The organism is Halodesulfovibrio oceani subsp. galateae (genome assembly GCF_055397225.1).
In genome coordinates this window covers 1195512-1209850 of the sequence record NZ_AP042453.1, presented here as the reverse complement: position 1 = coordinate 1209850, position 14339 = coordinate 1195512, and the positions used below count along the sequence as shown (strand labels likewise).

Below are 14339 nucleotides of genomic sequence, written 5' to 3'. Positions count from 1 at the left end.
CCACTCCTGCTAATCACCTGCAAGCTGTATAAACGCATCTTCAATTGTTGGATCTGGCGTTTTTTCACTCACCGCCTGCGCCCTAATCTGTGCAGGTGTTCCCGCTGCAAGTTGCTGTCCTTGAGCCATGATGAGCAAATGATCACAATACTCAGCCTCTTCCATAAAATGCGTGGTGACAATTACCGTCACTCCCTCGTGGGCAAATTTGCTTATTCGTGCCCAAAACTCGCGTCTTGCAAGAGGGTCTGCGCCGGATGTCGGCTCATCAAGAAATAGAATCTCGGGTTCGTGAAGCATGGCAGCAGCCATGGCTAATCGTTGTTTGAATCCTGCAGGAAGACTTTGTGTCACAACATCTTTGCGATCTTCCATATCAAACTCGCGGAACGCCCAATCAAGGCGTTGCTGTAGACGCTGTCGCTTCAGGCCATATGCTTTACCATAAAATCTAAGATTCTGGGCTACTGTAAATTGTTGATACAGAGAAAATTTTTGTGCCATATATCCGATGCGTGATCGCGCCTTCGAAGGTGCCTTGCGCATATTATTGCCTGCCACCTGAATATCACCGTCAGATGCATTCAGCAGCCCGCAAAGCATGCGAAAGGTAGTGGTTTTACCGGCTCCATTTGCCCCCAGTAAGCCAAAAATCTCACCACGCTGCACCATAAAAAAAATATCGTGCACAGCTGTGAATGCACCAAACTGCTTCAATAGCTTTGACACTGTAATCACTGGTGCATCATCTATCGAACTCTCAATAACACTATCGACGAAGTCACTGCCCTTTCCACTCACTGTAAGCTTTTCAATTGAAGCACCGTGCTGCTGAAGCATGTCCACAAAAACATCTTCAAAGCGTGGGGTGACAGGAGCCAGTGATGCCTTAGTAATCGTCCCTTCTTCCACGCCCTTGAAGTTTTCGTCTTCAGCATTTTTACCGCTTAATGGCATAGAATCTGCCAATAACGGACTCTCTTTTGAAAGCACCACTCGTACCATGCCGGATTGAATAGAAGCGTCCACAACATCATTCCGCTGAAGAACTTCCCCATGCAAAGTGCGGGCTGTCTGCGTTGGCTTAGGGGGGATGGAAAAAACACGCCCTTGAACCCTGCTATAAAAACTTTTTGGTGCTCCTTCAGCCAGCTTTTTGCCCTCATGCATGACAACAACGTTATTGCAGCGCTCTGCTTCATCCAAATACGCCGTGGAAACAAGTACCCCCAAACCTTCTTCTTCAACTAGCTGGTACACAATACGCCAGATATCACGTCGCGAAACTGGGTCTACCCCCACAGTCGGTTCATCTAAAATAAGTAATTCTGGAACCTTAACCAGACAGCACGCAAGCCCAAGCTTCTGCTTCATCCCACCGGAAAGCTGGCCTGATCGCCTGTCTGTAAATTTTCCAAGATCCGTCATATCAAGTAAACGTTCAAACTGAGACTTACGGGAAGCCATCGGTACGTCCTGTAAATCTGCATATAAATCCAAATTCTCCTGAACCGTTAAATCCTCATACAGTCCAAACTGCTGCGGCATGTACCCGATTCGAGGGCGTATAAGATCAGCCTCCTGAACAACATCATGCCCAAGTACCTTCATACTGCCAGACTGCGGCACGAGTAATCCTGCCCCGAGACGTAGACAGGTTGTTTTGCCTGCTCCATCCGGCCCTACTAGCCCTGTAACACTTCTGGACTCAACTCGTAGATTCAAATTGTTCAACGCAACAATAGGATGCGGGCTCTTTGGCTTGAACACCACACGCAAATCTACTGCCTGCAACAAAGGCTGTTCTACTGGATCTTCCTGCCTCGGCATAAATTACTGGCTCCGCGAATCGCTTCCTGAGTCAACATCAGAGCTTTCTTCAGAAGAACTGTCTAAATCAGAATTTATATTCTTGTTGGCTGTAGCATCCACAGTAACCGTCACAGGCATACCCAATTTTAGCCTATTGTCTGGATCATCCACCCACACTCGCACTTCATACACAAGCTGAGTCCGTAAATCTGTGGTTTCAACCCGTTTTGGTGTAAATTCTGCCTGCGGAGCAATAAAGCCAACCCATCCTTCAAACGGTTCAGCAAAAGAATCAGAATACACTGCGGCAGTCATGCCTTCGTTAACCAGTCCAAGGTCCGGTTCCGGTAAATACGCACGAACCCATTTAGGCTCTGTCACAGCAAGGGTGAATGCTACACGGGCAGGTGATGCAAGCTCACCCACTTCTGCAATACGGTTTTGAATAATGCCATCCACAGGCGCAATCATTTGCAATTCCCCCATACGAACCCGCAGCAACTGAACAGATGCTTGCAGCCCTTCAAGGTTTGCTTTTGCCTCTGCAATGTCTTCCTTGCGGTATCCTTCCTCCGCGAGGCTTAATCCATTTTGCTCAACAGCAAGTTCTGCCTGAGCCAACTTTACTGCCGTTACTGCATCATCAAGGCTTTGCCGAGTACTGGCACCAGAAGGGGTTGTTGTTTTTACACGTCGTAAAAGCGAATCTGCATTTTTTAGTTGAATCTGTGCAGCCTGAACTCTTGCGCGTGCCTGCAACACTTCCTGTGGACGCAAACCTGTTGTCAGTCGTTGAACAACTTCTTTCTGAGCATCCACTCGAGCATTTGCTTCATTAAACTGAGCTGCAAGTCGATCTTTTTTAAGAACTGCCAGCACTTGCCCGCTCTGCACGGCATCGCCCTCATCCACATACATTTCTTGGATATACTCCTGCTCACTAAAAGAAAGTTGAACAGTGCGCAGGTCAATCTGCCCATACAACGTTACTTCTTTGGAATCATCCATAAGTTCCGAAGGATTGAAATACCACCAGAACACAAGCCCGATGCAGACAATAAGTAAGATTAACAACACCTTTCTTTTATTCATATATCTGCTCCTTATCAGCTGTTACATTTGTGTCACCGTTATTCTCAGCATTGCCCGCACTGCCCACATTCTCAGACGCAGATTTTTCAACAGACTCTGCCACACTCCAGCCACCGCCCAGCGCACGGTACAAATGGATAACTTCGCCAAGCTCCTGCTGGCGGGCCACAACAAGCGAATCTTCCACATCTACCTGTTCTAACTCTTGCATAACAACAGTATCCTTACTCGCAAGACCGCTAGCAAACAGTCTTTCTGTAAGCGATGTTGCCTGCACTAATTCCTGCATCGCACACGCAAGCTCTTGAACTTGCCGACCTGTTTCAGCTACGCCGATGGCGCTATTCTCCACTTCTGCCACGGCCTCAACAACTGTTTGCTGAAGCTGGAGCTTTCGCTGTTCTGCCTGCGAGGCTTGTACCGCAATTTGTGCATCAATACGGCCACCAGTAAACACCGGAACCAACAACCCGCCACCAAAGGCGTACACAAGGGTATCCGCATGAAAGAGCTTATCCACATTTGTTGCTTGAAAACTTAACACTCCGCCTAAAGCAATTTTAGGGTAACGCTCCCCTTCTGCCGCGCCCACCAGAGCCACAGCCGCTGCATATTCCTGCTCTGCCTTGCGTACATCCGGCCTGCGCGAAAGCAGGCTTGCCGGAACATCCATCCCCCGCACAACTGGTACAGTTAGCTGGCAACCATTGGCATACACAAACTTGCTTGGAGGTAGCCCAAGCAGTACGGCAATACTGTTTTCAGCAACAGCCTTTGCTTGAACAAACGTCCGTTGCTGCACTTTCTCCTGCCGCACAGCCGTGCGCGATTCCAAATAGTCCTGCCGCGTTCCTGTCCCCGCATGAAGTCGTTTATTTGCAAGCCAGCTCTGTTGTTCCAACAATAAAATTTTTCGTTCAGATACCCGCATACGCGATTCAACGGCTCGCAAATCCACATAGGCCAACGCCAGCTCGGCAACTAACGAAACTGCAACGTCTCCGTACTCCGCACTATTTGCCTCAATCGTACTATCCGCAGCCTCAACAAGCCGCTGCACACGTCCCCACAGGTCTAATTCCCAACCCGCAAGCGCAGCACCGGCAAAAAGGCTCGTCTGATTTCCTCCTGGAACACCAATTAACCCCTGAGCTTCATCCGCGGCTCGAGTACGCAGCCCATAGCCACCCAGATACGCCTTCGGTAACAAATCTGCACGCGTAACACCACGCTGCGATCGCGCTTCTACTATTCGCTCACGCGCTATCTTTAACGAAATATTCTGCACAAGCAGTGTATCAACAAGCCTGTTTAACTCTTTGTCTTCAAATTGTGTCCACCAGAGCATAGCCATATTTTCAGGCGGCAACATGGGAACGCACGTTTTCCATTCACTACCGTGGAACGCCGCAAGATCAGGCGCAACATAATCTGCGCCGACTTTCCAACAGCCATTCAACGCAAGAATTGCAAGTAACAAGCTACCAAGCTTTATAACGCGTCCAATTAACTTTCGTTTTCTCATGCACGACCCAACCAAGCTACGGTTTATAAAAAGGAATATGTATAGTCAGCCATACACTTTTTTTTATTTTTAATTAACTGGTTAGATAAAAATTTCTTCAGAAAATCTATGTTGCAATGGTGATCTGCGACTTCGGAAAACTTGTAATGCTTTTTTGTCTTCAAACTGTCTCGGACTTGTTCTTACTCTTGCTCCAAAAAAAGAAGGCAGTTGTATTACGTGCAGAAAAACAAAAAAAGGCCGTCCTTCATACGAAGGACAGCCTTTAAAATTTTCGAAACGGTAGTAAACAAAATCAGCTGGAACGCAAAAATATCCAGCTAGTAACTATCACCAGTGGCTCATAAAAGAACCGCTAGCAATCTTACGGAACTTACATTTGATCCAGACAAATGCGAAGATTCTGCTCACAAGCTTTGGCCATTTCGGAATCTTCCTGACCAATACGTTTGCAGCATTCAATCGCTTCTTCAAGATTCGCTTTTGCTTCTGGAAGCTGCTGTGCGAGCATGTGTGCAAGACCTTTGTTCATGAGTGAGAACGCGGTCTGTTCATGATCACCGAACACTTTCCTTTTAATATCGATTGCCTGCTGATGCAGTTCAATTGCTTCTTCCGGCTTGCCCTGTTCTTCACGCAGGCGACCGAGATTGCCGAGGCAGTCTGCAACTTCAGGACTTTCAGGACCATTTTCATGAGTCCAGATTGTGATGGCTTCCATGAGCACGAGTGAAGCGTTTTCAAGATCTTTCTTCGCATAAAGAATGGAAGAAAGGTTGAGGAACGCGTGCGCCATATCATCCGCAGTGGTGCCTTCAGCAGTCTGCATAATGCCAATGCCTTCGTTGGCAATAACTTCTGCCTGCTCCATGTCGCCGGAAAATAATAAAATGCGGCTTGCATTCTGAATAAGCTTTGCTCTTAGAAGCATGTCATCAGGTGCAACATCCTCTTGCAGTCCAATGCATACCAAAGCAGCTTCAACAGCTTCTTCCATCATGCCTGATTCTGCAAATTCAACAGCGCGCTGTTGCAGCTGAGCAATCTGCTGCAAACCTTCATTTTCAGTAGTCGTCTCTGTGTTAGTCATAACATTCTCCTGAGCCATAAAATGCAAGAATCACGCCATCTCACGGTTCATTCTGCATTCACTTTTCAGAGTACTGCAAAGCATAAAACACCTCGGAAACATTGTATTCTCTCATTTTGTGTATTTATCGCTTTAGTGGGGAAATAAAAAACGATGCGAAGATGCAACAAAGCTTGTTGCATCTTCGCATCGTCTGTCGTGATACATAAAGAATTAGCTAGCTATTAGTTTCCATAAGGCACGGAACAAGCTTGAAGATAGGGAAATATACGTCGTCTGCCGGAATTTTCATTTTCTTTGCAAGATCTTCTTTGCGATCGATAATTGTCTGTTTATTTTTTGCCTGCTCTAAAATCCACGTACGGATGCGGAACATTTCTTCTTCTGTAGGCATTTTTTCTGCAATATAGGCCACCCATGTGGAGGCTGGATTACCGTTCCAACCAATGGAATCTGGCGCATAGGTCATATCAAGAACTTGCGGGAAGAACTCTGCATAGTCTTCGGATGGATACAGCTTAACCACAATGACTTGCATTTTGCTTTGTTTGAACAGATCAAGTGCGGCTGCTTTCGCGGTGTCTATCAAATCTGTTTTTGATAAAAGGTGTGCTTCCGGCACAACCACAGCTGCGCGCATACGGCGCAAGTTTGTTTTTTGAACATTCTCACTTTGCACGTCAACACACTTGAATTCTTTAACCTCTGCCTGACCCGTTTGCACGGCGGACACAATAAGAATCATAGCAAGAACAGCACAAAATATATAGCGCATTGAAACCCTCTTTTGTCGCTTTTTGCATTGCTCCCCAAGCAACACGGTGACTTAAACGTGGTCACGTCAAAAAACTTCCTGCTCTGCACCAGTAACAAGAAGCGTCACTTATAGCACATTTGATAAAAATAGTTCAATAGTTTGCGCATGTTCTAACAGCCTTATTTTTTACTTCACCAAGTATTTTTAATAAGCGGATGCACCCAAGGAAAAATATTTCAGTCCAGAATCATCAGAGTGTTGATACCTCTATTTTTTGTTTAATCACTGCAAAAGATGCACGGGGTGCAATATTGCACTGACGAACTTACAGCTCATTTTCATTCAAAATCCATCACATACTGGCTAGCGCTGGACAAATTTGTAATTTTCGGTACAAATGATTTCCACATTTTTTACACGCAGGCACAAGATGTCACGTTACACGTAACAGGCTTAAACCGCTGATTCTCGGCTTTTATACCGCCTTTTAACACGGTGTAATCTTGTATAAAAACAACACCTGTGTAATGACTAATCAAACGTAAGTTTGCACTACTTGTGTTTAGCACACACACTCAGATAATTACATTGCTGTTTGGCGTTTTTTTCTCAACTGCCATGGAAAAACGCACAGCACCATTACTTTATTTCAATTACGAGCGAGTAAACCATGAATGTTATGAAGAAGTTATGTACTGAGGAACACGGACACAAAACAGTCCTGCAGGGCAATATTGCCTTTGCTGCTGGTTGTGTACGCAACGGCATCCATGCCGTAGACGGCTACCCCGGCACTCCTAGTTCTGAAGTAATCGACAAAGGCTTGTCGCAAGTTCAGGACATGATCACTGTTGGCTGGTCTGTTAGTGAATCAGTTGCACTTGCTGTTGGACACGGACACACCCTTGCTGGTCGCGACTGTGTTGTAACCATGAAGATTCCGGGATTATTTCAGGCCGGTGACGTATTCACAAGCCTCGCAACATTCTCTGTTCCTCGTGGTGGCCTTGTTCTTTATGTAGCAACAGACTTTACACCTAGCTCCACTCAGCACGTAATTGACCCGCATCTTTTATACAAAAGTACATTCGTGCCAGTTTTTGAGCCTCGTAACCATCAGGAACTGTACGAGTCCTCCCAAATTGCAGCCGACCTCGCACGCAAATTCAACACCGCAGTCATCATTCAGCCAAGCGGCGTACTTTGCCACAGTGAAGGCTTGGTAACACTTGCTGAAACTGCAACACGCGATTTTGCAGAAGTTGCACCAATGCGCCAGCTTAACGCACTGCCTAACCTTGCTCGTATGAGTTACGACCGCGTTATGGATGAGCGCATGCCAGCCCTCACCCAGTACATCGAAGATAGCCCGCTGAACGTTCACCTTAAGGGTAATGGCAAACGCGGCGTTATCGCATATGGCGTAAATGCTCTGTACATGGAAGAATACAAAGAGCTGTACGACAACGATATTGACGTACTGTCCCTCGGGTTCACCAACCCGCTTCCTCTCCAGAAAATGAAAGATTTCTGTGCATCCATTGAAGGCGATGTATACGTTCTTGATGACGGCTACCGCTACTTACAGGACGAATGTGCAGCTGCCGGCCTTACCGTTATCGGCAAGCCTCAGTTCAGCAAAGTAACCGAGTGGACACCTGCAAGCATTGCAGCACTCCTTGGTGAAACAATTACTTCAAAAACAGTAGAAGCTCAGCCTGTTCCACGTCCGCCAATGATCTGTGCGGGTTGCCCGTACCGTCTCTTTGCTCAGGTTGCATCACGCATGAAAAAGAGCGGCCAGCTTGAAGCCATTTTCGGCGACATCGGCTGTAATACACTGCTCTACTTCATGAACGCACTGGATACCGGTCTTGCAATGGGCGCAAGCGAAAGCAAACGCGCCGGCTACGTTTTGTCCAAGCCAGAGTCTGCAAGCAAATGTATCAGCCTCATCGGTGATGGTACAGAATGTCACAGCGGCATGGACGCAACCCGTAACACAGTGTTCAGACACGTTGCCGGTGTAAAAGTAGTTCTTGATAACGAATGGACAGCAATGACTGGCGGCCAGCCAAGCCCAAGCTCTCCTGTTAACCTTGCCGGTGATAAAAACCGTTTTGTCATGGTAGACGCACTCCGGGCGCAGGGCACCGACGTTGTTGAAGTTGATGCATACGACTACAAAGACATTCGAAAGAGCTTACGAAAAGCCCTTGCAGATGCCGACGAAGGCAAATTCACCACTCTCGTTGTACAGGGTACCTGTATCCGCAAAGTGCCTAAATCTGCATTCAACCAGAAGCTCACTGTAGATCCTGAAAAATGCATCAGCTGTGGCGCTTGTAACATCTGTTCCGGTGTAAGCCTTGACGAGAACGACCAGCCAGTATGGAACAACATCTGTTCCGGCTGTGTATCACAGGCTCCGGCATGTATGCAGATGTGCCCGAAAGGTGCTATCTCCGTTATAGATCCAAAAGATATTAAAGTGGAAAAATCTTCTGTTGTACTTCCAGAGCCTCCACAAGAAATTACTGTTCCTACACTTTCCGATGAAGCACGCCCAGAACGTCTTTCCCTCGCCATTCGCGGCGTTGGTGGTCAGGGCAACCTCTTCTTTGGCAAAGTACTTGCGCAGCTTGCATTCGCAGCCGGTTACGGCGACAAAAACATCATCAAAGGTGAAACACACGGCATGGCTCAAATGGGCGGCCCAGTTATCTCTACCTTTGCATGTGGTAAAGTTCGTAGCCCGCAAATTATTCCAGGCACCGCAGATTCCCTTATTGTAATGGAAAAAAGTGAACTCCTGCGCCCTGGCTTCCTCGGAATGCTTAAAGACGGCGGCACGATCCTTTTTGCTGATACCGCCATCATTCCACAGGGCTTTGATGCAGAACAGTACCCGTCTGACGACGCTATTGCTGAACTGCTTGAAGGCTACAATGTAATCAAACTCGACATCCTCAGCGAAGCTATTAAGCTTGGCGACACAACAGGTCGTTGTGCAAACGTAGTAATGCTCGGCGCACTCAGCACCGTGGCACCATTCAGCACACTGCCTGAAGAATGCTGGTTAAGCGCTCTTAAAAATGTGACTCCTGCTAAAATGTGGGCTGGCAACTACGCCGCCTTCACAGCTGGCAAAGAACTTATGTAGAAGTAAAATGGCCGAAAGGCTGTTTTCAAACTGAGTGAAACTCCCCATCATTTAAACAATGATGGGGAGTTTTTTATTAAAAATTCAACCTGCACGCTTTGTTGCATCTCGCAAACTTCCACAGGCTAATGTTAGCTCTTGAATCTTCACAAAGAGACGCCCTGCCATTATTGAGAAGCCCATCAAAAAAGTAAGCCCTTTAATGCAAGATCAAGGAAGAAACTAGCAACAAGACTCTGCTAACTAAGGAACTAGAATTGTTGTAAAACACATGTCCTTTATGCAACGGATTTCATCACGGACAAGTGCTAGCGCAATTTAATGATCTATCCCCTTCCATAATCACTAACAATCCATATCCCTTACTTAAAACGTACGTACTGACTCCACTTCTAGGAAGCAACGATTCCAGCATGTTATTACAACATTATCTCTAAGCGGACTTCTCCAGCCTATATGATTATGTTAACTTGTAAATAATCTGCAAAAATCTCACAAATCCCAACTACTCAGAATTATCAATTGCTTGACCATATGCTTTGTCGTACGTTTATTCATGTTCATTTTTTTATGAAAGTTTTCTTTAACTGAAAACATAAGTGGTTAGCAGAATTAAAAAGTTTCATTTTGAAACTTGCATACATGCGGACACTCTGCATTATGGAGGGACTGGGATGTATTATGAAATTACACCGGACGGTGCAGGATTTCTTCCAACCGAGACAGCTAGAATGGATGTAGACGGTCTATATATTCGGTCAACTTCAATTGTTTATTACCTCACAGGTAGCGCCGGATCGTTACTTATAAATGGCACCGCCCCCCTTTCACCTCTGAGCGTACTTAAACAGGCACCCATTCTTGGCATCCCCAAGACACTTCACATTATTCAACGCCATGAAGAAGAAACCACAGCAGCCGAAGCCGTTAAGAAATTATTCAAACGCGACTATCCATCGATTGACATCACTCATGAAAGCACGGCTGTTGACGCTCTTCTGCTTCTGGAAAACGGCACCTTCACCTCTGACCCTATTCAAATAACACAGGCCGAGTTTTCCATAATTACACCTCCCGAAAGAGAACAGCGCATAGCTATAAACTGCCTTAACAACCTGTTTCCTCCACTAAAACTACTTGATGTACACGTTGACCTGCAATTCAACGGAGAAATCTATTTACGCATGCCTACGTTGCAACTTTCGCAACAGGAGATGAAGGAGTTGGCAGAGGCAACGCCACGGCCCGAACCGTATGAAGCAGCATTAACAATTGGCCTTTGCATGGGACTTTTTGATATTGCACCAAGATTTTCAAATCTCACATCCACCCCCGAAACTTAATGAGTGAAATGTAAATAAATAAATGAACTTATCCCCAAGTAATCTATAGTGAAACGAACTCTCTTAACTACAGAGGACAATATGGGGACATTGGCAAAACTATGGCGCGGAGAATTACCGCTGTACATCACCTTCTGGTTTTTCGGCATGATCATAGGCACAGTGGTAAGCGTTTTTGTAAACAAATATGCTCTAGGAGCACCTAATACGACTGACACCATGCGCGTCGGTTGGCTTCTAGCAGCACTTGTATATACGGGATTCATGTGTGTTGCGTTGTGGCGTAGCGCAGATAAATATAAGGGTGCTCCTGTCTGGTCCATAGGTGCCCGCTTCTATTCTGCGATTTTGTTTATGTCGTTCATTAGTTTTACTGTGGATATCATCAAGTATGCATACAATGGCTAACAACCTGTTTTTCAAACTAAAAACAGAAAAGAGCATTTGTATCTATCGTTAACCTTTCGTTAATTTGAAAAAAACTGAATGTTTTGCTTGCCATTTTGATGACTCATCCGTAAAACCCATCTCCGTTGTTAGGGAATACTTTCCACAGACAACGAAAAGCAGGTGGGGTTCCCGAGTGGCCAAAGGGAACAGACTGTAAATCTGTCGGCGTACGCCTTCGGAGGTTCAAATCCTCCCCCCACCACCACGCTAATTTAAGCCAATCGCAAGGTTGGCTTTTTTTGCGTCTTCTTTTTACCGTGTACAGAAAAAGCAAGACTCTCATCGCATACTCGCTTTCTGCTACCAGCGCTTCAGCACATACTTACTTCGACTCATCTCAGCATCTTCTCAATTGATCCTTTTCCATCCGCTTAAAAAACATTGCACAAAATCAATTTTACAGATCTCAAAAACAGCAAAAAGCCTGATTCTATCGCCCTATCAGCCCGTCGACATACTTAATTTCATTTTTTTTCATTTTTTACTTGCCAAAAACTTTGAGTCTCTATAATTACTCTTCTCGTTGCTGGCGTGGCTCAATTGGTAGAGCAGCTGATTTGTAATCAGCAGGTTGCGGGTTCAAGTCCCATCGCCAGCTCCAGTACAGGTGGGGTTCCCGAGTGGCCAAAGGGAACAGACTGTAAATCTGTCGGCGTACGCCTTCGGAGGTTCAAATCCTCCCCCCACCACCACGTAATTAAAGCCAGTCGCAAGACTGGCTTTTTTTGTGTCCTCCAAACTTGACGCACAGAATCAATTTGTTGTTCTCCTAGGTAAAAAAGACTGTGCATACAAAACTCTTCAGACTTCTCGACTACATCATCTGGTTTACCAGAATGTCTCAAGCCGGACACCTCTCACACTTATTTTTTCCATCTAATTAAAAAACTCACAGCACTTCTTCATTCTCTGCTCATTCGTAAAATTCCAAGTATCTCGATTTGCCCTCATCTGTATGAATTTCATGAGCAGGCTTTCGATTGAATATTTTCCATTTGTTTAAAAAAAGTTGCTCTAATCTAATTTTGCAGGCTTCAAAAATGACCAAAAGCCTGAATCTGTCACTCTATCAGCCCGTCGACATACTTAATTTCACTTTTTTTCATTTTTTGCTTGCCAAAAACTTTGAGTATCTATAGTTACTCTTCTCGTTGCTGGCGTGGCTCAATTGGTAGAGCAGCTGATTTGTAATCAGCAGGTTGCGGGTTCAAGTCCCATCGCCAGCTCCAGTACAGGTGGGGTTCCCGAGTGGCCAAAGGGAACAGACTGTAAATCTGTCGGCGTACGCCTTCGGAGGTTCAAATCCTCCCCCCACCACCACGTAATTAAAGCCAGTCGCAAGACTGGCTTTTTTTGTGTCTTCTAAATTCAACGTACAGAATAAAACCTCCACTCCTCTACTACCTCTCGAAACAATCCCAACGACATCACTACGGTTCATTTTTTTCTGATTGTTAGTGCTACGCGCCACTCATATTTGCGCACACTGTCACTCGGTTACAAAAGCAATTCCACAAAATGCGATGAAGAGTACAAACTCTCCATCGCATTTTTTTGCCCTTCGCTTATTATTGTAGGCTATTTTTACTCCCACAAAGAAAATTTCGTCTACGACACCCCCTAGGATCTTTGCATCCTACCACACCATGCAACTGCCCGTTAAGACTTAGTCAACAAGCTTTACAGAGCAGCCATCGACAGAATCAAGCACTATCGACAATCGTCCCTGACGATCACACATCTGCCAACTTCTCAATCTACAAACAAAAGGCTTACAGAGTAACTTCTGTAAGCCTTTTGTAATTGCAGCTAAGCCACACAACATAGCACAAAAAAACCCTTAGTAACTAAGGGCTTTTTATCATCTATTTCAAATAAAATTTGATCGTTGAAACGACTCGTATCGTTTTATAGCGCGAGAATTTTTCCATATACATCTCCCCTGAATTCCTTGGGAGTAACTGGAAGACACCCTGATTCGCTTGTTTAATCGCTCCGACCACTGCCCCAGAGTCTTTTGCAAACTGCTCAGCACTACTTCGGGCATTGAGGGTCGCGGCATGAATCATTTCAGGCTTAACACCATTCAACTGTGTAAATATATAGATAGGATTGCCTGATCCAGGCTGGCCTTCTTTAACTATACTCACACCTTGTTTTATCAGCTCACCAACGCCTTGATACGCTCGATCTATGGCATCAAGCTTATCGGTCTGAACTGTGATAGTTTCAGACACAATGTAGCGCTGTCCAACAGGTGCACCTTGACCATACGTAAGGGCAAAACGATCCTGCACATCAACAGTTTTAAAAAACTTAATATCCTCAGGTAATCCACTGTCTATCAGAAATTTTTTAATCAAGTTAGAGTTTGCTTCAATTGTCACCTGCAATGCTGAGAGATCATCACCTGTTACAACATGCTTTATGGACCACGAGGCCATATTTGCCTCAACATCTTTTACAGCAAGCCCTTTTACTGTCACATAACGCTCTGAGCCACGAAAATTGACAAGACCCAACATAATAACAGCCGCTGCCGCCACTATTCCAAGAGCTAAAATACCTGCACTTACGGGCGAAAGTACTTTTGTGACTCTTCCATTTTCATTTGCCATGTCATCACCTGTCCTTATATTTCCGACTGCTGTGGAGCAGCTTTGTAGTAACTCTCGTTAACCATATTATTTCATATTCAGAGAATGAACAACTGTTAGCCAATAGAAGACCGACCTCTTTGCACACAAGTGGCACCACAGCCTGATGCTACGTTACAACAGCTAACAGAAACTTATAGCTAATACTCATCAACACTTCGAACCGCACTCGTGTCACACTGAGTTATTGAAGCCATAACTTGATTATCCAATTATTTTATCATTTTCACCTTTTTTGCTTGCCAAATTAATACGACATGCGTAGAAACCGTCTCCGTTGTCAGGGAATATATCCCACGGACAACAGCACAAGCAGGTGGGGTTCCCGAGTGGCCAAAGGGAACAGACTGTAAATCTGTCGGCGTACGCCTTCGGAGGTTCAAATCCTCCCCCCACCACCACGTCATTAAAGCCAGTCGAAAGACTGGCTTTTTTGCGTTTAATGTCTAC

The 14339-nt window shown here is 45.5% G+C and carries 9 protein-coding genes and 6 tRNA genes; 9 read left to right on the top strand and 6 right to left on the bottom strand.

Features of this window, described 5'->3' with window-relative positions; all coding sequences use genetic code 11:
• Nucleotides 1-9 precede the first annotated feature (9 nt).
• From ACZ5V1_RS05495 to ACZ5V1_RS05475, 5 genes are all read right to left on the bottom strand, one after another.
• Nucleotides 10-1830 carry an ATP-binding cassette domain-containing protein gene (locus ACZ5V1_RS05495; protein ID WP_464390980.1) on the bottom strand — a complete coding sequence of 607 codons (1821 nt, stop codon included), beginning with the start codon at nucleotides 1828-1830 and terminating at the stop codon, nucleotides 10-12.
• A gap of 3 nt (nucleotides 1831-1833) precedes the next feature.
• Nucleotides 1834-2904 (bottom strand): HlyD family secretion protein, encoded by a 1071-nt coding sequence (locus ACZ5V1_RS05490; RefSeq protein ID WP_464390979.1) that lies wholly within the window; start codon nucleotides 2902-2904, stop codon nucleotides 1834-1836.
• Nucleotides 2897-4429 carry an efflux transporter outer membrane subunit gene (locus tag ACZ5V1_RS05485; RefSeq protein WP_464390978.1) on the bottom strand — a complete coding sequence of 511 codons (1533 nt, stop codon included), beginning with the start codon at nucleotides 4427-4429 and terminating at the stop codon, nucleotides 2897-2899. The genes ACZ5V1_RS05490 and ACZ5V1_RS05485 overlap by 8 nt, the downstream gene beginning before the upstream one ends.
• A 373-nt stretch (nucleotides 4430-4802) precedes the next feature.
• A complete protein-coding gene (locus ACZ5V1_RS05480) occupies nucleotides 4803-5519 on the bottom strand; it encodes a tetratricopeptide repeat protein (RefSeq protein WP_464390977.1) in 717 nt (238 codons plus the stop codon).
• A 217-nt stretch (nucleotides 5520-5736) separates the two neighbouring features.
• Nucleotides 5737-6294, bottom strand: a complete 558-nt coding sequence (locus ACZ5V1_RS05475; protein WP_464390976.1) for a DUF4875 domain-containing protein — start codon at nucleotides 6292-6294, stop codon at nucleotides 5737-5739.
• Nucleotides 6295-6946: 652 nt separating this feature from the next.
• Between ACZ5V1_RS05475 and ACZ5V1_RS05470 the strand changes: the two genes are divergently transcribed.
• From ACZ5V1_RS05470 to ACZ5V1_RS05435, 8 genes are all read left to right on the top strand, one after another.
• Nucleotides 6947-9439, top strand: coding sequence for a 2-oxoacid:acceptor oxidoreductase family protein (locus tag ACZ5V1_RS05470; protein ID WP_464390975.1), 2493 nt, complete (start codon nucleotides 6947-6949; stop codon nucleotides 9437-9439).
• A 674-nt stretch (nucleotides 9440-10113) separates the two neighbouring features.
• Nucleotides 10114-10782 carry a hypothetical protein gene (locus tag ACZ5V1_RS05465; RefSeq protein WP_464390974.1) on the top strand — a complete coding sequence of 223 codons (669 nt, stop codon included), beginning with the start codon at nucleotides 10114-10116 and terminating at the stop codon, nucleotides 10780-10782.
• A gap of 81 nt (nucleotides 10783-10863) precedes the next feature.
• On the top strand, nucleotides 10864-11190 hold the full coding sequence (locus tag ACZ5V1_RS05460) for a hypothetical protein (RefSeq protein ID WP_464390973.1): 327 nt from the start codon (nucleotides 10864-10866) through the stop codon (nucleotides 11188-11190).
• A gap of 161 nt (nucleotides 11191-11351) precedes the next feature.
• Nucleotides 11352-11437 (top strand) — tRNA-Tyr (locus ACZ5V1_RS05455).
• A gap of 320 nt (nucleotides 11438-11757) precedes the next feature.
• A tRNA-Thr gene (locus ACZ5V1_RS05450) sits at nucleotides 11758-11833 on the top strand.
• Nucleotides 11834-11838: 5 nt separating this feature from the next.
• Nucleotides 11839-11924 (top strand) — tRNA-Tyr (locus ACZ5V1_RS05445).
• A 461-nt stretch (nucleotides 11925-12385) separates the two neighbouring features.
• Nucleotides 12386-12461, top strand: a tRNA-Thr gene (locus ACZ5V1_RS05440).
• A gap of 5 nt (nucleotides 12462-12466) precedes the next feature.
• A tRNA-Tyr gene (locus tag ACZ5V1_RS05435) sits at nucleotides 12467-12552 on the top strand.
• Between the two features lie 545 nt (nucleotides 12553-13097).
• Here the strand turns inward: ACZ5V1_RS05435 and ACZ5V1_RS05430 are convergent.
• Nucleotides 13098-13850: an SIMPL domain-containing protein gene (locus ACZ5V1_RS05430; protein ID WP_464390972.1), complete on the bottom strand. Its 753-nt coding sequence runs from the start codon at nucleotides 13848-13850 to the stop codon at nucleotides 13098-13100.
• A 354-nt stretch (nucleotides 13851-14204) separates the two neighbouring features.
• Here ACZ5V1_RS05430 and ACZ5V1_RS05425 point away from each other — a divergent pair.
• A tRNA-Tyr gene (locus ACZ5V1_RS05425) sits at nucleotides 14205-14290 on the top strand.
• Nucleotides 14291-14339 lie beyond the last annotated feature (49 nt).

Coding starts and splice junctions, on each gene's coding strand:
- ACZ5V1_RS05495 (WP_464390980.1), bottom strand. CDS start 1,830: ATGCCGAGGCAGGAAGATCCAGTAGAACAGCCTTTGTTGCAGGCAGTA.
- ACZ5V1_RS05490 (WP_464390979.1), bottom strand. CDS start 2,904: ATGAATAAAAGAAAGGTGTTGTTAATCTTACTTATTGTCTGCATCGGG.
- ACZ5V1_RS05485 (WP_464390978.1), bottom strand. CDS start 4,429: ATGAGAAAACGAAAGTTAATTGGACGCGTTATAAAGCTTGGTAGCTTG.
- ACZ5V1_RS05480 (WP_464390977.1), bottom strand. CDS start 5,519: ATGACTAACACAGAGACGACTACTGAAAATGAAGGTTTGCAGCAGATT.
- ACZ5V1_RS05475 (WP_464390976.1), bottom strand. CDS start 6,294: ATGCGCTATATATTTTGTGCTGTTCTTGCTATGATTCTTATTGTGTCC.
- ACZ5V1_RS05470 (WP_464390975.1), top strand. CDS start 6,947: ATGAATGTTATGAAGAAGTTATGTACTGAGGAACACGGACACAAAACA.
- ACZ5V1_RS05465 (WP_464390974.1), top strand. CDS start 10,114: ATGTATTATGAAATTACACCGGACGGTGCAGGATTTCTTCCAACCGAG.
- ACZ5V1_RS05460 (WP_464390973.1), top strand. CDS start 10,864: ATGGGGACATTGGCAAAACTATGGCGCGGAGAATTACCGCTGTACATC.
- ACZ5V1_RS05430 (WP_464390972.1), bottom strand. CDS start 13,850: ATGGCAAATGAAAATGGAAGAGTCACAAAAGTACTTTCGCCCGTAAGT.